Origin of the sequence: Ramlibacter sp. GCM10027632 (assembly GCF_042675325.1) — a bacterium.
In the GTDB taxonomy this organism is placed as follows: domain Bacteria; phylum Pseudomonadota; class Gammaproteobacteria; order Burkholderiales; family Burkholderiaceae_C; genus Ramlibacter.
Genome location: NZ_JBHTGW010000001.1, coordinates 678,254 through 693,935, shown reverse-complemented (window position 1 = coordinate 693,935; position 15,682 = coordinate 678,254). Strand labels below are relative to the sequence as shown.

Here is a 15,682-nt window from a genome sequence, read left to right as displayed (position 1 = left end):
GTTCAGGCGGTCTGGAGTTGCTGGCGCAGTTCGGTCACGGCGGCGGGGGTCGGGTGCAGGTCGCAGCTGCGGCCGGCCTTGGCGACCTGGCCGGGCACCTCGCGGCCGACGAGGGCGGGGAGGGAGCGCGCGGCTTCGAGCAGGCGCGGCAGGTCCATGCCGGTGTCGTAGCCCATGGCGTCCAGCATGTGGACGGCATCTTCGCTGCAGATGTTGCCGCTGGCGCCGGGCGCGTAGGGGCAGCCGCCGAGGCCGCCGAGCGAGCCGTCGAAGCGGGTGATGCCCGATTGCACGGCGGCCAGCACGTTGGCCAGGCCCATGCCGCGGGTGTTGTGGAAATGCAGGGTCAGCTGCTGCTGCGGGAAGCGGGCCTGCAGCTGCTCGCACAGCGCCGCCACCTGGGCCGGGTGGGCCATGCCGGTGGTGTCGCAGATGGTGAGGCCGCGCACGCCCAGGTCGGCGAAGCGCTGGGCCCAGGCCAGCACCTCGCTGGCGGGCACGTCGCCCTCCATGGGGCAGCCGAAGCTGGTCGACAGCGAGACGTTGATGGCGGCGCGCCCGTCCACCGTGCGAATGACTTCCGACAGCGCCTCGAAGCTCTTGGCGCGCGGCATGCGCAGGTTGGACAGGTTGTGGGTCTCGGAGACCGACATCACCAGGTTCAGCTCGTCGGCCCTGGACTCCAGGGCGCGCTCGGCGCCGCGCAGGTTGGGCACCAGCACGGTGTACTCGACGCCGGGCACGCGGCGGATGCGGCCCATCACCTCCTCGGCGTCGCGCAGCTGCGGGATCGCCTTGGGCGAGACGAAGGAGGTCACCTCGATCTTGGCGTAGCCGCACTGGGACAGCGCGTCGACCAGAGCGATCTTGTCGTCGGTGGGGATGAACTCGGGCTCGATCTGGAAGCCGTCGCGGGTGACGACCTCGTTGAAGTAGATGCGCTGATTCATGCGGCGTCCTTTCGCACGATGCCGCGGGCCTGCAGGGCGGCGATCTGGTCCTCGGTCAGGCCGATCTCGCGCAGCACGGCGTCGGTGTCCTGGCCCACGGCGGGGGCGTTGCGGCGGTGGCTGCCGGGGGTGCGTGAGAGCTTGGGCACCACGCCGGGCACCAGCAGCTGGTCGCCGTCGTCCAGCGTGATCTGCTGCAGCATGCCGCGGGCCGCGTAGTGCGGGTCGTGGGCGATGTCGGCGATGGTGTAGATGCGGCCGGCCGGCACCGAGGCGGTGTCCAGCGCGGCGAGGACCTCGTCGACGGTGCGCTGGCGGGTCCACTCGCCGATGGCCGCGTCGATCTCGGCGACGCGGGCCACGCGGCCGGCGTTGTCGGCCAGGCCCGGGTCGTTGCCCAGGTCGTCACGGCCGATGGTGGTCATGAGGCGCTTGAAGATGCTGTCGCCGTTGCCCGCGATCAGGGCGTAGCCGCCGTCGGAGCACAGGTAGGCGTTGCTGGGGGCGATGCCGGGCAGGGCGCTGCCGGCCGGGCCGCGCACCGCGCCGAAGGCGCTGTACTCGGGCAGCAGGCTCTCCATGCAGTTGAAGACGGCCTCGTAGAGGGCGACGTCGATCACCTGGCCCTGGCCGGAGCGCTGGCGCTCCTGGAGGGCGACCAGGATGCCGATGACGCCGTGCAGCGCGGCCAGCGTGTCGCCGATGCTCACGCCCACCCGCACCGGCACGCGGCCGGGTTCGGCGGTGAGGTGGCGCAGGCCGCCCATGGCCTCGCCGACCACGCCGAAGCCGGGGCGGTCGCGGTAGGGACCGGTCTGGCCGTAGCCGCTCACGCGCAGGATGATCAGGCGCGGGTTGGCTTCCAGCAGGGATTCGGGCGAGAGGTTCCAGCCCTCGAGCGCGCCGGGGCGGAAGTTCTCGATCAGCACGTCGGCCTCGCGGGCGAGGCGGCGCACGATGTCCTGGCCCTCGGCCTGGCGCAGGTCCACCGCCACCGAGCGCTTGTTGCGGGACTGCACCTGCCACCAGACGGAGGTGCCGTTTTTCAGCAGGCGCCAGTTGCGCAGCGGGTCGCCGGCGCCGGGGGGTTCGATCTTGACGACGTCGGCGCCGAAGTCGGCGAGCGTCTTGGCGGCGAAGGGGCCGGCGATCAGCTGGCCCATCTCGAGGACCTTGAGACCGGCAAGGGCGCCGGCGGTCAGGCCGGGGGCGGCGGGCGTGGCGTATTCCATGGCCGCGCAGTGTGCGCGGGCGACTCACCCGGGTCTATTGCTTTTTGGCCGGGGAAGCCTTCGCGTTCTGCGAAGGCTCGACCAGGAACCGCAGCAGCGAGAGCACCGCCGGGTCCTGGGTGCCGGGGCGCACCGCCGCCAGCAGGTTGCGCGAGGACCAGGGGTCGGACAACGCCCGGCACCGCAGGTTCATGGAGCGCACCAGGGGCATGACCGCGTGTCGGGGCAGCACCGCCACGCCCAGCTCCGAGGCCACCAGGTGGCAGACGGTGTCGAAGCTGCGCACCTGCATGCGCACCCGCAGCGGGCGGCGCGCGGCCAGGGCGGTCTCCTGCTGGCGCTGCAGGAGGGCGGCGCCGTCGCTCAGGGTGATCCAGTCCTCGTCGAGGGCGTCGGCGAAGGCGATGGCGCCGGGGCCGGCGAGGCGGTGGCCGGGCGGGGTCACCAGCACCAGCTCGTCGTGGCGGAAGACGTGGCACTCCAGGCCGCGCGGGTCGATGCCCTCGGCGAAGACGCCGATGTCGGCGCGGCCCTCGACCAGGGAGGTCACCACGCCGTTGGACAGCTGCTCGTCGAGGTCCACCCGCACCTGCCGCTCCTGGCGGGCGTAGCGGGCCAGCAGCGGGGGCAGGAACTCGTTGATGGCGGCGGTGTTGGCGCACAGGCGCACGTGGCGGGCGACGCCCTGGCGCAGGTCGGCCAGTTCGACGGCCATCTGCTCCACGTTCTGCAGCAGGGTCAGCCCGTGCCGGGCGAAGACGCTGCCCGCCTCGGTGGGCCGCACGCCCCGGCCATGGCGCTCGAACAGGGGCTCGCCGACCGCATCCTCCAGCTCGCGGATGCGGCGGCTGGCGGCGGCCAGCGCCAGGTGGGCCTCGCGCGCCGCGGCGCTCAGGCTGCCCAGGCGGGCGCAGTCCACCGCGAGGCGGATCGAGACCAGGTCGAAGCGGGCGAGGTTGTAGGGGGAGGGCATCGGCGGGTCACTGTAGCCGATGCCCCGGGCCCCCGTTCAGGCCTCGTGCGTCAGACCTTCTCGAGGATGACCGCGATGCCCTGGCCCACGCCAATGCACATGGTGCACAGCGCGTAGCGCCCGCCGGTGGTGTGCAGGCGGTTGATGGCGGTGGTCACCAGGCGCGCGCCGGAGGCGCCCAGGGGGTGGCCCAGGGCGATGGCGCCGCCCCAGGCGTTCACGCGCTCGTCGTCGTCCTTCAGCCCCAGCAGGCGCAGCACGGCCAGGCCCTGGGCGGCGAAGGCCTCGTTCAGTTCGATCACGTCCATCTGGTCGAGGCTGAGGCCGGTCTGCGCCAGCACCTTCTGCGTGGCCGGCGCCGGGCCGATGCCCATGATGCGCGGCGCCACGCCGGCGGTGGCCATGCCCACCACGCGGGCGCGCGGCGTGAGGCCCTGCAGCCGGGCCTGGGCCTCGCTGGCCATGATCAGGGCGCAGGCGCCGTCGTTCACGCCGGAGGCGTTGCCGGCGGTCACGGAGCCGTCGGGGCGGACCACGCCCTTGAGCTTGGCCAGCGCCTCGAGGCTGGTCTCGCGAGGGTGTTCGTCCTTGTCGACGACGAGGGCCTCGCCCTTCTTCTGCGGGATGGTGACCGGGCAGATCTCGCGCGCCAGGTGGCCGGCCTTCTGGGCGGCCACGGCCTTGAGCTGGCTGGCCAGGGCCATGCGGTCCTGCGCCTCGCGCTCGATCTTGTAGTCGTCGGCCACGTTCTCGGCGGTCTCGGGCATGGCGTCCACGCCGTACTTTTCCTTCATCAGCTTGTTGACGAAGCGCCAGCCGATGGTGGTGTCGTAGACCGCGTTGTCACGCGAGAAGGCGCTGGTGGCCTTGGGCATGACGAAGGGCGAGCGGCTCATGCTCTCCACGCCGCCGGCGATCATCAGGCCGGCCTCGCCGGACTTGATGGCGCGCGCCGCGGTGCCCACGGCGTCGAGGCCGGAGCCGCACAGGCGGTTGATGGTGGCGCCAGGCACCTCCTGCGGCAGGCCCGCCAGCAGCAGCGCCATGCGGGCGACGTTGCGGTTGTCCTCGCCGGCCTGGTTCACGCAGCCATAGAGCACGTCGTCGACGGCGTTCCAGTCCAGGTTCGGGTTGCGCGCCATCAGCGCCTTCAGCGGGATGGCGGCCAGGTCGTCGGTGCGCACCGAGGACAGGGCGCCGCCGTAGCGGCCGAAGGGGGTGCGGATGGCGTCGCAGATGAAGGCTTGGTTCATGGGGATCTTTCGTGGGGTGTTCAGGCGGCGGCTCAGGCTGCGGGCTTGCGAATCGGCAGGCCGACCAGGCGCTCGAGTTCCTCGTGGGCCAGGCCCTCGACGACGTCGATCAGCTCCAGCCCGGTGGGCGTGCAGGCCAGGGTGGCGAGGTCCGAGTAGATGCGCTTGACGCAGCCGATGCCGGTGAGCGGGTAGGTGCAGCGCGGCACCACCTTGCTCTCGCCGGCCTTCGTGAGCAAGTCCATCATCACCCAGGTCTGCTTGGCGCCGATGGCCAGGTCCATCGCGCCGCCGACGGCGGGGATGGCGCCGGGCTCGCCGGTGCTCCAGTTGGCGAGGTCGCCGGTGGCCGAGACCTGGAAGGCGCCGAGCACGCAGATGTCCAGGTGGCCGCCGCGCATCATCGCGAAGCTGTCCGCATGGTGGAAGAAGGCGCCGCCGGGCAGCAGGGTCACCGGCTGCTTGCCGGCGTTGATCAGGTCGTAGTCCTCCTCGCCCTTGGCGGGCGCGGGGCCCATGCCGAGGATGCCGTTCTCGCTGTGGAGGATCACTTCCAGGCCGGCGGGGATGTGGTTGGCCACCAGCGTGGGCTGGCCGATGCCGAGGTTGACGTAGGCGCCGTCGGGGATGTCGCGGGCCACGCGGCGGGCGAGTTCGTCCTTGGTGCGTCGGGTGTAGCTCATGTCGTTCTCTCCTCAGGCCGCCTTGAAACCGCCGGCCTGGGTGGCCACGCGGGGGATCTTCACGACGGCGGACACATGGATGCCGGGCGTGACGATGGCCTCGGGGTCCAGCGTGCCGAGCTCCACGACCTCATGCACGGTGGCGACGGTGCGGCGCGCCGCGGTGGCCATCACCGGGCCGAAGTTGCGGGCCGCCTTGCGGAAGGTCAGGTTGCCCCAGCGGTCGCCGGCCTCGGCCTTCACCAGGGCGAGGTCGCCGTGGATCGGGTGCTCCAGCACGTAGTGCTTGCCATTGATCTCGCGGGTTTCCTTGCCCTGGGCCAGCTCGGTGCCGTAGCCGGTGGGCGAGAAGAAGGCGCCGATGCCGGCACCCGCGGCGCGCAGGCGCTCGGCGAGGTTGCCCTGGGGCACCAGTTCCAGTTCGAGCTTGCCGCTGCGGTACAGGCCGTCGAAGACATGGCTGTCCACCTGGCGCGGGAAGCTGCAGATGATCTTGCGCACGCGGCCGGCCTTGAGCAGGGCGGCCAGGCCGGTGTCGCCGTTGCCGGCGTTGTTGTTCACGACCGTGAGCTCACGGGCGCCCTGGGCGATGAGCCCGTCGATCAATTCGGAGGGGATGCCGGCGGTGCCGAATCCGCCAATGAGCACGGTGGCCCCGTCGGGGGTGCCGGCCAGGGCTTCTTCCACCGAGGCCGCAATCTTGTTGATCACCGGAGGGACTCCTGTCTGGATGGGGGTGAGGAATGAACTGTGTTCTAATATCGAACAAGTGTTCGCGTAAAGAATTCTAGCCCAGACTTGCCCATGGCCCAAGCCGCCTCACGCCCGCCCGGTGCGCCCGCGCCCGGGGATGCCTATGTCCAGTCCTTCGCGCGGGGGCTGGAGGTCATTCGTTCCTTCAGCGCCCAGGCGCCGGCGCAGACCCTGAGCGAGGTGGCGGCGCGGGCCGGCCTGACGCGGGCCGGGGCGCGGCGCATCCTGCTCACGCTGCTGGCGCTGGGCTACGTGGAGTTCGACGGCAAGCTCTATCGCCTGACTGCGCGCATCCTGGACCTGGGCTATGCCTACCTGACCTCCATGCCGATCTGGGAGCTGGCGCAGCCGGTGATGGAGCGGCTGTCGGAGCAGGTGCGGGAGTCGTGCTCGGCGGCGGTGCTGGAGGGCACGGACATCGTCTACGTGCTGCGGGTGCACGCGCACCAGGTGGTGTCGCTGGCGCTGAGCGTGGGCACGCGGCTGCCGGCGTACTGCACGTCGATGGGTCGGGTGCTGCTGGCGCAGATGCCGGAGGACGAGGCGCGCCGCCTGCTGGAGTCCATGCCGCGGCCGGCGCGCACGCGCCACACCCTCACCGAGGTCGACGCGCTGATGGCGCGGGTGCGCCAGGCGCGCCAGCAGGGGTGGTCGATCGTGGTCGAGGAGCTCGAGGAGGGCCTGATCTCGCTGGCCGCCCCGGTGCGCGACCGCCACGGGCGCGTGATCGCGGCGCTGAACGTCTCGGGCCAGCTGCGGCGCACCAGTGCGGCGGTCGCGAAGGAGACCCTCCTGCCGGCGCTGCTGGAGGCGGCGCAGGAGGTGTCGAGGCTGGTGGGGAGCCGGGCGTAGGCGGCCGCGAGGGCTGCCCGCCGCCGGCGCGCGTCAGGCGTGCGAGTACAGGGTGCACCCGGTGTCCGGCAGCGTCGCCGCCAGCACCACGCCCTGCTCGGAGTCCGTCATCACCACCTCGCAGGTTCCCGGCCGGAAGGCCACGTTGGTGATGGTCTGCCCGGTGGGGCTGCGCACCACGTGCGTGACCTCGCCGCGCGGGTTCAGCACGAAAACGCAGCCCAGGCTGGCATGGGCGACCAGCAGCCGGCCGGCGGCGTCCACCGCCAGGCCGTCGGGGCCGCTGGTGCCGAAGAAGCTGCGGAAGGTGCCTACCTTGGAGATCGAGCCGTCCGGCAGCAGCGGCCCGCGCCACACCGCGTTGCCCCGCGTGACGGCGACGAAGAGGAAGCGGCCCGACGGGTCGAGCGCGATGCCGTTGGGGCTGGGCGCGTTGGACAGCAGCAGGTCCAGGCGGCCGTCGGTGCGCCAGCGCAGGACGCGGCCCGTGGGGTCGTGCATGCCGGTCTGGCCCTGGTCGGTGAACCAGCAGTGGCCCTCGGCGTCGAACACCAGGTCGTTCAGGCCCTTGAAGCCCTCGGAGTTGCGGTGCCCCAGCAGCACCTCGACCCGGCCGCTGTCCGCCTCCACCCGCAGCAGTCCGCGCCGGTAGTCGGTGACCCAGAGCGAGCCGTCACGGTGGACCGCGATGCCGTTGGGCCAGCCGCCGGTCTGCGTGACCTCCTGCCACTCGCCGGCCGGCGTGAGCCGGAAGATCCGGCCGTGCGGGATGTCGGTCAGGTACAGGTTGCCGCTGCGGTCGAAGGCCGGGCCCTCGAGGAAGCAGTCGACCACGTGGCCGGGCTTGTTCGCATCGGCCCACTCGCTGCGCACCGGGCGGCGCAGGGCGTCGGGCAGGCGCGCGAGCACGCGCGCCACGATGACCGCCGGGGGCTGGAAGTCGAGGTTCCACATGGCGGCCGGCTCCTCACTCGGCCCGCACGCCGGCGGTCTTGCTCACGTCGGACCACAGCTTCGTCTCGCGCTGGATGAAGCTGGCGAAGTCGGCGCTGGCAAGGCCGCCCGGGGCCGCGCCCATCGCGTTCAGCCGCTCGCTGACCTTGGGGTCCGCCATGGCCTTCTTCACCTCGGCCTGCAGCCTGTCCACCACGGCCTTGGGCGTGCCCTTGGGGGCCGCCAGGCCGAACCAGTTGGTCACGGTGTAGCCTGGCAGGCCGACCTCCTTGAACGTAGGCACGCCCGGCAGGCCGGGCAGCGGCTTGTCGCCGGTGACGGCGAGGGCGCGCACCTTGCCGCCCTGCACCTGGGGCACCGCGGTCGGCGCGGCGGTGATCAGCAGGTCCACCTGGTTGCCCAGGAGGCCGACCATCGCATCGCCCGCGCCCTTGTACGGGATGTGGGTGATGAACAGCCTGCCCTCCTTCTTCAGGACCTCGGCCGAGAGATGGGTGGAGCTGCCGGTGCCGCCGGAGCCGAAATTCAGCTTGCCGGGGTTGCGGCGCGCGTGCTCGACGAGCTCCTGCGCGGTCTTGAACGGCGAGTTCGCCGGCACCACCAGCACCACCGGCGTGACGGCCAGCGTGGTCACGGGCACCAGGTCGCTGGCATGGTCCCAGGGCAGCTTCGCGAACAGCGAAGGCAGCATGGCGTAGGTCGTGTCGTTGACCAGGAAGGTGGCGCCATCGGGCGCGCTCTTGGCCACCTGTGCGGTGGCGATGGTGCCCGAGGCGCCGGCCTTGTTCTCGACGAAGAAGCTGGTGCCGGTCTGCTGCGTGAGGCGCTCGGCGACGAGGCGGGCCGCGAAGTCGGTGGTGCCGCCGGGCGCGTAGGGCACGACGAGGCGCACGGGCTTGTCGGGCCAGGCCTGGGCGAAGCCGGCCAGGGGGGCGGCGGCGACGGCCAGCGCCGCGAGGAAGGTACGGGTCCGGGTCATGAGGGTCTCCAGTGGATTCAGGTCGAAGGGGCTGATGCGTCTCGTTCGAAGGGAGCGGGCGGGAGGGCGGCGTTCAGTCCAGGGTGATCCCCGCCTTGCTGATCACCGCGCGCCACTTGTCCTCGTCCCGCTTGACCCAGGTGGCGACTTCCTCCGGGCCCGTGGGCACCAGTTCCATGCCGTGGGGCTCGATCCGGGCCTTGAGGTCCGGGTCCTTCAGCACCTGCTGCATCAGGGCGTTGATGCGCGCGACCACGGGGGTCGGCGTCTGGCGCGGGGCGTACATCGCGTACCAGGAGGCGTACTCGAAGCCGGGCAGCGTCGCCGACATCTGCGGCAGCGAGCGCGTCGCCGGCGAGGTGCTGGGCGCCGTCGCGGCCAGCAGGCGCACATAGCCCTTGTCCACCAGCGGCTGCAGCGAGGGCAGGCTGCTGAACATGGCCTGGACCCGGCCGGCCGCCAGGTCGTTGACGGCCCCCGCGCTGCCCTTGTAGGGGACATGCACCACGTCGGCCTGGGCCAGACTCTTGAACAGTTCCGCGGCCAGGTGGGCGGTGCCGCCGACGCCTGCCGACGCGAAGCTCAGCTGGCCCGGGTTGGCCTTCGCGTAGGCCACCAGTTCCTGCACGTTCTTCACCGGCAGCTTGGACGACACCACCAGCACGTGGGCGCTGCTGGTCACCATGCCGACCGGGCGCAGCCGGGCGATGTACTCGGCGCCGCCCTGCTTGCTCAGGAGGGGCTGGAGGACCGCGTTGCCCAGTGCCGGCATCCACAGGGTGTGGCCGTCGGGCTCGGCGCGGGTCACGGCCAGCAGCGACGGGATGCCCAGGGACCCGCCCTGGTTGTCGACCACGAAGGACTGGCCGGTGGCCGCCGCCAGCTTCTGCGCGATTTCCCGGGCCGTCACGTCGGCGGGGCCGCCGGCCGCATAGGGCACGACGATCTTGACCGGTTTCACCGGCCATGCCGGGGCCTGCGCGTGCACGCCGCCCGCCAGGGCCAGCAGCGGGAGGGCGAGCAGGCTGCGCCGCGTCGTCGAAAAATTCATGGGTTGTCTCCAGTCTCAGGGGTTCGATGGGGTGGGGGAGGCCTGCATGCCGATGATCCGGGCCTGGCGCAGGCCGTCGATGGCGGCCTCGTCGTAGCCCAGCTCCCGCAGCAGGGATTCGGTGTGCTCGCCCAGCGCCGGCGGCGGCGCGCGCAGGCCCAGGCGCTCGCCGTCCAGGGCCAGCGGCAGCAGCGGCGTGCGCGTCTCGACGGCGCGCCCCGCGCCGCTGGCGTCGGCCGGCAGGGTCACCGGGGCCAGGCCGCCGGTGGCCAGCAGGTGCGGGTCGTCGAACAGGTCCTGCGGGCGGGTGATCGGCGCATGGGGCAGGCCGACCTTCTCGAAGCGCGCCGCGAGCTCGCTGGCGGCCAGCGGCGCGAAGCGTTCGCGCAGCAGCGGCATCATCCACTCGCGCGCCTGCACCCGGGCGTTGTTGGAGGCCAGGCGCGGGTCGGCCTTCAGGTCGGCGAAGCCGAACTCGTCGCACATCAGGGCCCACTGCGTGTCGCTCACCGCGGACAGGAAGATCTGCTCGCCGTCCTTCACCGTGAACACGTCATACACCGCCCAGGCGCTGATGCGGCTGGGCATCGGCGAGGCCGGCTTGCCGGTCACCGCGAACTGCATCATGTGCTGCGCGACGAGGAAGACGTTGTTCTCGAACAGCGCGCTCTCCACCTCCTGGCCGCGGCCGGTGCGCTCGCGCCGGGCCAGGGCGGCCAGCACGCCGATGGCGCCGAACATGCCGCCCATGATGTCGTTCACGCTGGTGCCGGCGCGCAGCGGGCGGCCCTCGGGGCCGGTCATGTAGGCCAGGCCGCCCATCATCTGCACCACCTCGTCGAGCGCGGTGCGGTGCTCGTAGGGACCGGGCAGGAAGCCCTTGTGCGAGACGTAGATCAGGCGCGGGTTGAGGCGGGCGAGGGCCTCGGCGCCGAAGCCGAGCTTGTCCATGGTGCCGCCCTTGAAGTTCTCGCTGAAGACGTCGGCCTGGGCCAGCAGGCGCAGCACGATCTCGCGCCCGCGCGGGTCTTTCACGTCGACCGCGAGGCTCTTCTTGTTGCGGTTGAAGGTGCCGAAGAAGCCGGCGCCGGAGCCGAGCAGCTTGCGCGTGCTGTCCCCGGCGACGGGTTCGACCTTGACCACCTCGGCGCCGAGGTCGGCCAGGATCATCCCGCAGGTGGGGCCCATCACCATGTGGGTGAATTCGACGACCCGCAGGCCGGCCAGGGGGAGTTCGCTCGGGGAAGTCATTCGCAGGGTCCGGTGGTGGCGGCGAGCAGCTGCTCGCGGTGGGGGCGGCGGCCGTCGGCGTAGGTGAAGCCCTTGGTCAGGCCGGCCTCGGGGGTCATGCCGTAGACCGGCTCGCCCGGCAGGCCGGCCTGCAGCGCGGCGCGGGCCGGGACCAGCTTCTCCAGGTCCACGCCGGTGCGCACGCCCATCGCCTCGAACATGAAGACCAGGTCCTCGGTGACCACGTTGCCCGAGGCGCCGGGGGCGTAGGGGCAGCCGCCCAGGCCGCCCTGCGAGCTGTCGAAGGTGCGCACGCCGACGTCGTACGCGGCCAGGCAGTTGGCCAGGCCGAGGCCGCGGGTGTTGTGCATGTGGGCCGCGCCGGTGCGCGGGCCGATCTCGGCGCGCACGCGGTTGAACAGGCGGCGCACCTGGGCCGGGTTGGCCATGCCGGTGGTATCGGACAGGCCGATTTCGTCGGCGCCCGCGGCGGCGAGGGCGGCGGCCAGGCGGACCACGTCGTCCTCCGGCACCACCCCCTGCAGGGTGCAGCCGAAGGCGGTGGACACGCCGGCCTCGATGCGCACCCGCGGCGCCAGCGCGTCGCGCAGCCCCACGATCTCGCGGACCGCCTCGACCATCTGCGCGCAGGTCTTGCGCACGTTGGCCAGGGAGTGGGCCTCGCTGGCCGAGACGGGGAGGGTGAGCTTGTGGACGCCGGCCTCCAGGGCCGCCTGCGCCCCGCGCAGGTTGGGGACCAGAGCCATCACGGTGAGGCCCGGCTTGCCCAGGGCATGGCGTACGACCTCGGCGACATCGGCCATCTGCGGCAGCAGCTTCGCGGGCACGAAGGAGCCGACCTCGATCTCGCGCAGGCCGGCGGCATGCAGCGCATCGATCCAGGCGAGCTTGCGCGCGGTGGGCATCGTGGCCTTCACGCTTTGCAGGCCGTCACGCGGGCCGACTTCGCTGATCAGGACCTGGGGTGGGTTCTCGGGGGGCATGGGCCTTCTTTTTTGTTCTGACAGACAGAACGCAATGCTGTAAGATGGACCAATTATCGAAACCCGGCCGCCGGATGTCAAACCGGTTGCGGCCCGCCGCACGCCATGCCCAGGAAATCCTCCGTCCTCTCCGTCGCCGATGAACAGGCCGCGCCCGGCGGGGCGGCGGCGGTCGACCGGGCGATCAGCCTGCTGGCCGCCTTCCGGCCCGGCGACAAGGCGCTGACCGTGACCGAGCTGTCCGACCGCACCCGGCTGTACAAGAGCACGGTGCTGCGGCTGCTGGCCTCGCTGGCGCACGGGGGGCTGCTGCGGCGGACGGCGCAGGGGCACTGGGCGCTGGGGCCGGAGGTCTCGCGCCTGGCATCGATCCACGCCGCCTCGTTCTCGCTGGAGGACGTGGTGGTGCCCGAGATGCGCGCGCTGGTGGCGCGCACCCAGGAGAGCGTGGCCTTCCACGTGCGGCAAGGGGACCAGCGGCTGGTGCTGTTCCGGGTCGATTCGCCGCAGCTGCTGCGGGACCACGTGCGCGCGGGCGACCTGCTGCCGCTGGACCGCGGCGCCGGCGGACGGGTGCTGATGGCCTTCAGCGGCGCGAAGGGGCGCCTCTACGAGCAGGTGCGGCGCGACGGCCATGTGGTGGTCACCGGCGACCGCGTGCCGGGGCTGGCCGGTATCTCCGCGCCGGTCTGGGATGCGGCGGGCGAGCTGGTGGGCGCGCTCACGCTGACCGCCCCGGAGCAGCGCCTGCGCCCGGCGTTCACCGGCGAACTCAAGGCCTCGGCGGCGCGGCTGACCGTGGCCCTGGGCGGGCGGCCCGCCGAGCCGCGGGCCTGACCCGGCCAGGCCCTGGGCGCGGCTCGCCGCGCCGGGCTCATGCGGCCGGCCCTGGCTGCCGCGCCTCGCGAAGCGCCTCGCGCTGGCGGCGGAAGCGGTGCTGGGCCACCCGCAGGTGCAGCTGCATCACCTGGCGCGCCAGGTCGGCATCGCCGGCGCGCACGGCGGCGGCAAGGTCGCGGTGGTGCTGCAGGCTCTGCACCTTGTCCTGCAGGGTGCTGATGAAGTGCGATCGGGTCACGACCGGCATGTCGATCACGCCCGCCAGCATGCCGCGCAGGCGCGGCGAGCCGGCCGCCTCGAGGACGGCGCGGTGGAAGCGCGCGTTGATGTCCTGCAGGCGCTCGGGCAGGGCCCGGCCGCCTTTGGCGATGGCCCGGTCCATCTCGTCGTTCAGCGCGTCGAGCCGGTCGGCCAGCGCCAGGCCGCCGCGCCGCGCCGCGAGGGCGGCGGCATGGCCTTCCAGGAGGCCGCGCAGCTCGTAGGTTTCCTCGATGTCGGACTCGGTCCACTGCGCCACGCGCACGCCGCGGCCGGGTTCGGCGGTGGCCAGGCCGTCGTCCACCAGGCGCTGTAGGGCGGCGCGCACCGGCGTGCGGCTGGTGCCCAGCTCGCGCGCGAGGTGCTCCTCCTTCAGCTGCGCCGCGGGCGCATAGGCGCCGGCCACCACGCGCTGCTTCAGCACTTCGTAGACCTTGTCGGTGGCAGCCATTTTTGTTTCCGTTTTGTATTCTCGAGCCGGGAATCGATGGCGCGGCGCCTGTGAAGGGTTAACCCTTGGGTAGGGCTAGGCTTCAAATTGTTTTTTTATTGTACATTTTGAGCGATCGAATCTTCCCCCCGGAATCCCCAGGCAGCACATGGCCGCAACCCAGATTTCCAAACGCGTCGTCCGCTCGGACCTGTGGATCGATGCCGCCTTCGACGAACGCCTGGCGCGCGAGCCGGGCGTGGCGCTGCGGGTATTCAAGATCCGCGGCGACGACGCCGCCACCCGCGATGCGCTGTCGCAGGCCCACGTCTATCACATCTCCGCCGCCAAGGACGAACTGCCCCAGGCCTGGTTCGCCCGCGCCGGGCTGCTGGCCCAGTGCCCGGACCTGCTGTGCGTGTCCGCCGGCGGCGCGGGCTACGACACGGTGGACGTGGCCGCCTGCACCGCGGCCGGCATCGCGGTGGTGAACCAGTCCGGCGGCAACGCCGTCTCGGTGGCCGAGCACACCCTGGGCCTGATGCTCGGCGTGTCGCGCCGCATGCTGGAGGGCGACCGCCGCATGCGCCGCGAGGTCGGCTACGCCCGCGAGGACGTGATGGGCCATGAGATCAGCGGCAAGACGCTGGGTCTGGTGGGCATCGGCCACATCGGCACCCGGGTCGCCGCGCTGGCCCGCGCCTTCGGCATGCAGGTGGTGGCCGCCGACCCGCTGCTGCCTGCCGCGGAGATCGAGCGCCGCGGTGCTCGCGCGGTGTCATTCGCCGAGCTGCTCGCGCAGTCCGATTTCGTCTCGCTGCACTGCCCGCGCGACGCCACCACGCTGAAGATGATGGATGCGGCCGCCTTCGCCGCCATGAAGCGCGGCGCCATCTTCATCACCACCGCGCGCGGCGGCATCCACGACGAGGCCGCCCTGGTGCAGGCCCTGCAGTCGGGCCACCTGGCCGGCGCCGGCGTGGACGTGTGGGACCAGGAGCCGCCCCCGCTGGACCACCCGCTGCTGGCGATGGACAACGTCTTCGCCACCTTCCACGTGGCCGGCGTGACCCACGAGGCGCGCCGCAACATGGGCGCCATCGCGGCCGACCAGATCGCCGCCGTGCTGGCGGGCGAGCGCCCGCCGCGCCTGGTCAACCCCGAGGTCTGGCCCGCGTTCGTGGAGCGCCGCGCGCGCATCCTCGGCTGAACCGGCCGCCGCACCGCTCAAACCCCCAGGAGACAACCCCATGCAACGCTTCTCCCACCTCGTTCGCCGCGTGCTGCCGGCGCTGGCGCTGTGCGCCGCCGCCGTGGCGCCGGGCCTGGCCCGCGCCGCCTACCCGGAGCAACCGGTCAAGATGATCGTCGCCTACGCCCCCGGCGGCGGCACGGACATCATCGCCCGCCTGATGGCGCAGTACATGCAGAAGCACCTGGGCCCCAATGCCTCGATCGTGGTGGTGAACCGCCCGGGCGCAGGCGGCGGCATCGGCTTCGCGGAGCTGGGCAACGCCGCACCGGACGGCTACACCATCGGCTTCATCAACACGCCCAACGTGCTGACCATCCCGATCGAGCGCAAGTCCAGCTTCCACTGGCAGAACTACGACCTGCTCGGGAACATCGTGGACGACCCGGGCAACTTCTCGGTGCATGCCGACACCCCGATCCGCAACCTGGCCGAACTGGTGGCCTTTGCGAAGGCCAACCCGGGCAAGGTCACCTACGGCACCACCGGCGTCGGCTCCGACGACCACCTCGCCGCGCTGATGGTGGAGCGCGCCGCCGGCGTGAAGATGACCCACGTGCCGTTCAAGGGCGCGGCCGAGGTCCACAACGCGATCGCCGGCAAACAGATCATGGTCGCCGCCATGAACATCGGCGAGGCGCTGCAGTACCAGAAGGGCGGCACCCCGCTGCGCCACCTGGGGCAAATGAGCGAGAAGCGCTCCGGCCTCGCGCCCAACGTGCCGACCTTCAAGGAGCAGGGCCTGGACGTGATCATGGCGTCGCTGCGCGGCATCGCCGCGCCCAAGGGCCTGCCGCCCGCGGTGCGCGAGCAACTCGTGTCGGCGGTGCAGAAGGCCGTGACGGACCCGGAGTTCCAGGCCAAGGCCGCGGGCTACTTCGCGCCGATCCGCTACCTCGCGCCGGCCGCCTACGCCGCCGAACTCAAGGAGGACGAGGCCGGGTTCAAGGCGCTGTGGCAGACCATGCCCTGGACCGACAAGTAAGCG

General features: G+C 72.1%; 16 protein-coding genes. 4 read left to right on the top strand and 12 right to left on the bottom strand.

What is annotated here, in order from left to right; all coding sequences use genetic code 11:
- Positions 1 to 2 precede the first annotated feature (2 nt).
- Genes ACFQZY_RS03130 through ACFQZY_RS03105 form a run of 6 tightly spaced genes read right to left on the bottom strand, consistent with a single transcriptional unit; the run spans position 3 to position 5,802 of the window.
- The gene (locus tag ACFQZY_RS03130; protein ID WP_377412462.1) at positions 3 to 950 is read right to left on the bottom strand and encodes a hydroxymethylglutaryl-CoA lyase; all 948 of its coding nucleotides are present in this window, start codon (positions 948 to 950) and stop codon (positions 3 to 5) included.
- Entirely contained in the window at positions 947 to 2,182 is a 1,236-nt protein-coding gene (locus ACFQZY_RS03125) for a CaiB/BaiF CoA transferase family protein (protein ID WP_377412460.1), read from the bottom strand. The genes ACFQZY_RS03130 and ACFQZY_RS03125 overlap by 4 nt, the downstream gene beginning before the upstream one ends.
- Before the next feature lie 34 nt (positions 2,183 to 2,216).
- The gene (locus ACFQZY_RS03120) at positions 2,217 to 3,155 is read right to left on the bottom strand and encodes a LysR family transcriptional regulator (RefSeq protein WP_377412458.1); all 939 of its coding nucleotides are present in this window, start codon (positions 3,153 to 3,155) and stop codon (positions 2,217 to 2,219) included.
- A gap of 50 nt (positions 3,156 to 3,205) precedes the next feature.
- Positions 3,206 to 4,408 (bottom strand): 3-oxoadipyl-CoA thiolase, encoded by a 1,203-nt coding sequence (gene pcaF, locus ACFQZY_RS03115; RefSeq protein ID WP_377412456.1) that lies wholly within the window; start codon positions 4,406 to 4,408, stop codon positions 3,206 to 3,208.
- Positions 4,409 to 4,440: 32 nt separating this feature from the next.
- Positions 4,441 to 5,091, bottom strand: a complete 651-nt coding sequence (locus ACFQZY_RS03110; protein WP_377412454.1) for a 3-oxoacid CoA-transferase subunit B — start codon at positions 5,089 to 5,091, stop codon at positions 4,441 to 4,443.
- Positions 5,092 to 5,103: 12 nt separating this feature from the next.
- Entirely contained in the window at positions 5,104 to 5,802 is a 699-nt protein-coding gene (locus tag ACFQZY_RS03105) for a 3-oxoacid CoA-transferase subunit A (RefSeq protein ID WP_377412452.1), read from the bottom strand.
- A gap of 93 nt (positions 5,803 to 5,895) precedes the next feature.
- Between ACFQZY_RS03105 and ACFQZY_RS03100 the strand changes: the two genes are divergently transcribed.
- Complete coding sequence (locus ACFQZY_RS03100) at positions 5,896 to 6,696, top strand: IclR family transcriptional regulator C-terminal domain-containing protein (protein WP_377412450.1); 801 nt, start codon at positions 5,896 to 5,898, stop codon at positions 6,694 to 6,696.
- A 33-nt stretch (positions 6,697 to 6,729) separates the two neighbouring features.
- On the opposite strand, the gene ACFQZY_RS03095 is transcribed toward ACFQZY_RS03100, so the two are convergent.
- The 5 genes from ACFQZY_RS03095 to ACFQZY_RS03075 all read right to left on the bottom strand — a co-directional run bounded on the left by ACFQZY_RS03095 (position 6,730) and on the right by ACFQZY_RS03075 (position 11,914).
- Positions 6,730 to 7,650 carry an SMP-30/gluconolactonase/LRE family protein gene (locus ACFQZY_RS03095; RefSeq protein WP_377412448.1) on the bottom strand — a complete coding sequence of 307 codons (921 nt, stop codon included), beginning with the start codon at positions 7,648 to 7,650 and terminating at the stop codon, positions 6,730 to 6,732.
- A 13-nt stretch (positions 7,651 to 7,663) separates the two neighbouring features.
- A complete protein-coding gene (locus tag ACFQZY_RS03090) occupies positions 7,664 to 8,629 on the bottom strand; it encodes a Bug family tripartite tricarboxylate transporter substrate binding protein (RefSeq protein WP_377412446.1) in 966 nt (321 codons plus the stop codon).
- A 73-nt stretch (positions 8,630 to 8,702) separates the two neighbouring features.
- Positions 8,703 to 9,680 (bottom strand): Bug family tripartite tricarboxylate transporter substrate binding protein, encoded by a 978-nt coding sequence (locus ACFQZY_RS03085; protein WP_377412444.1) that lies wholly within the window; start codon positions 9,678 to 9,680, stop codon positions 8,703 to 8,705.
- Between the two features lie 15 nt (positions 9,681 to 9,695).
- Positions 9,696 to 10,931, bottom strand: a complete 1,236-nt coding sequence (locus ACFQZY_RS03080) for a CaiB/BaiF CoA transferase family protein (RefSeq protein WP_377412442.1) — start codon at positions 10,929 to 10,931, stop codon at positions 9,696 to 9,698.
- Positions 10,928 to 11,914, bottom strand: a complete 987-nt coding sequence (locus ACFQZY_RS03075) for a hydroxymethylglutaryl-CoA lyase (protein WP_377412439.1) — start codon at positions 11,912 to 11,914, stop codon at positions 10,928 to 10,930. Before ACFQZY_RS03075 ends, ACFQZY_RS03080 begins: the two co-directional genes overlap by 4 nt.
- A gap of 105 nt (positions 11,915 to 12,019) precedes the next feature.
- Between ACFQZY_RS03075 and ACFQZY_RS03070 the strand changes: the two genes are divergently transcribed.
- Entirely contained in the window at positions 12,020 to 12,751 is a 732-nt protein-coding gene (locus tag ACFQZY_RS03070; RefSeq protein ID WP_377412436.1) for an IclR family transcriptional regulator, read from the top strand.
- Positions 12,752 to 12,788: 37 nt separating this feature from the next.
- Here ACFQZY_RS03070 and ACFQZY_RS03065 read toward each other — a convergent pair whose 3' ends face one another.
- Positions 12,789 to 13,463 (bottom strand): GntR family transcriptional regulator, encoded by a 675-nt coding sequence (locus tag ACFQZY_RS03065; protein ID WP_377412433.1) that lies wholly within the window; start codon positions 13,461 to 13,463, stop codon positions 12,789 to 12,791.
- 148 nt (positions 13,464 to 13,611) lie between these two features.
- Between ACFQZY_RS03065 and ACFQZY_RS03060 the strand changes: the two genes are divergently transcribed.
- Together ACFQZY_RS03060 and ACFQZY_RS03055 are read left to right on the top strand one after the other, a co-directional pair.
- Positions 13,612 to 14,652, top strand: coding sequence for a hydroxyacid dehydrogenase (locus tag ACFQZY_RS03060; protein ID WP_377412430.1), 1,041 nt, complete (start codon positions 13,612 to 13,614; stop codon positions 14,650 to 14,652).
- Positions 14,653 to 14,692: 40 nt separating this feature from the next.
- Positions 14,693 to 15,679, top strand: a complete 987-nt coding sequence (locus ACFQZY_RS03055; RefSeq protein ID WP_377412427.1) for a tripartite tricarboxylate transporter substrate binding protein — start codon at positions 14,693 to 14,695, stop codon at positions 15,677 to 15,679.
- Positions 15,680 to 15,682: the final 3 nt, after the last annotated feature.

Excerpts from the sequence above, each read along its gene's own strand:
- ACFQZY_RS03130 (WP_377412462.1), bottom strand. The coding sequence starts at position 950 with ATGAATCAGCGCATCTACTTCAACGAGGTCGTCACCCGCGACGGCTTC.
- ACFQZY_RS03125 (WP_377412460.1), bottom strand. The coding sequence starts at position 2,182 with ATGGAATACGCCACGCCCGCCGCCCCCGGCCTGACCGCCGGCGCCCTT.
- ACFQZY_RS03120 (WP_377412458.1), bottom strand. The coding sequence starts at position 3,155 with ATGCCCTCCCCCTACAACCTCGCCCGCTTCGACCTGGTCTCGATCCGC.
- pcaF (WP_377412456.1), bottom strand. The coding sequence starts at position 4,408 with ATGAACCAAGCCTTCATCTGCGACGCCATCCGCACCCCCTTCGGCCGC.
- ACFQZY_RS03110 (WP_377412454.1), bottom strand. The coding sequence starts at position 5,091 with ATGAGCTACACCCGACGCACCAAGGACGAACTCGCCCGCCGCGTGGCC.
- ACFQZY_RS03100 (WP_377412450.1), top strand. The coding sequence starts at position 5,896 with ATGGCCCAAGCCGCCTCACGCCCGCCCGGTGCGCCCGCGCCCGGGGAT.
- ACFQZY_RS03095 (WP_377412448.1), bottom strand. The coding sequence starts at position 7,650 with ATGTGGAACCTCGACTTCCAGCCCCCGGCGGTCATCGTGGCGCGCGTG.
- ACFQZY_RS03090 (WP_377412446.1), bottom strand. The coding sequence starts at position 8,629 with ATGACCCGGACCCGTACCTTCCTCGCGGCGCTGGCCGTCGCCGCCGCC.
- ACFQZY_RS03085 (WP_377412444.1), bottom strand. The coding sequence starts at position 9,680 with ATGAATTTTTCGACGACGCGGCGCAGCCTGCTCGCCCTCCCGCTGCTG.
- ACFQZY_RS03080 (WP_377412442.1), bottom strand. The coding sequence starts at position 10,931 with ATGACTTCCCCGAGCGAACTCCCCCTGGCCGGCCTGCGGGTCGTCGAA.
- ACFQZY_RS03075 (WP_377412439.1), bottom strand. The coding sequence starts at position 11,914 with ATGCCCCCCGAGAACCCACCCCAGGTCCTGATCAGCGAAGTCGGCCCG.
- ACFQZY_RS03070 (WP_377412436.1), top strand. The coding sequence starts at position 12,020 with ATGCCCAGGAAATCCTCCGTCCTCTCCGTCGCCGATGAACAGGCCGCG.
- ACFQZY_RS03065 (WP_377412433.1), bottom strand. The coding sequence starts at position 13,463 with ATGGCTGCCACCGACAAGGTCTACGAAGTGCTGAAGCAGCGCGTGGTG.
- ACFQZY_RS03060 (WP_377412430.1), top strand. The coding sequence starts at position 13,612 with ATGGCCGCAACCCAGATTTCCAAACGCGTCGTCCGCTCGGACCTGTGG.
- ACFQZY_RS03055 (WP_377412427.1), top strand. The coding sequence starts at position 14,693 with ATGCAACGCTTCTCCCACCTCGTTCGCCGCGTGCTGCCGGCGCTGGCG.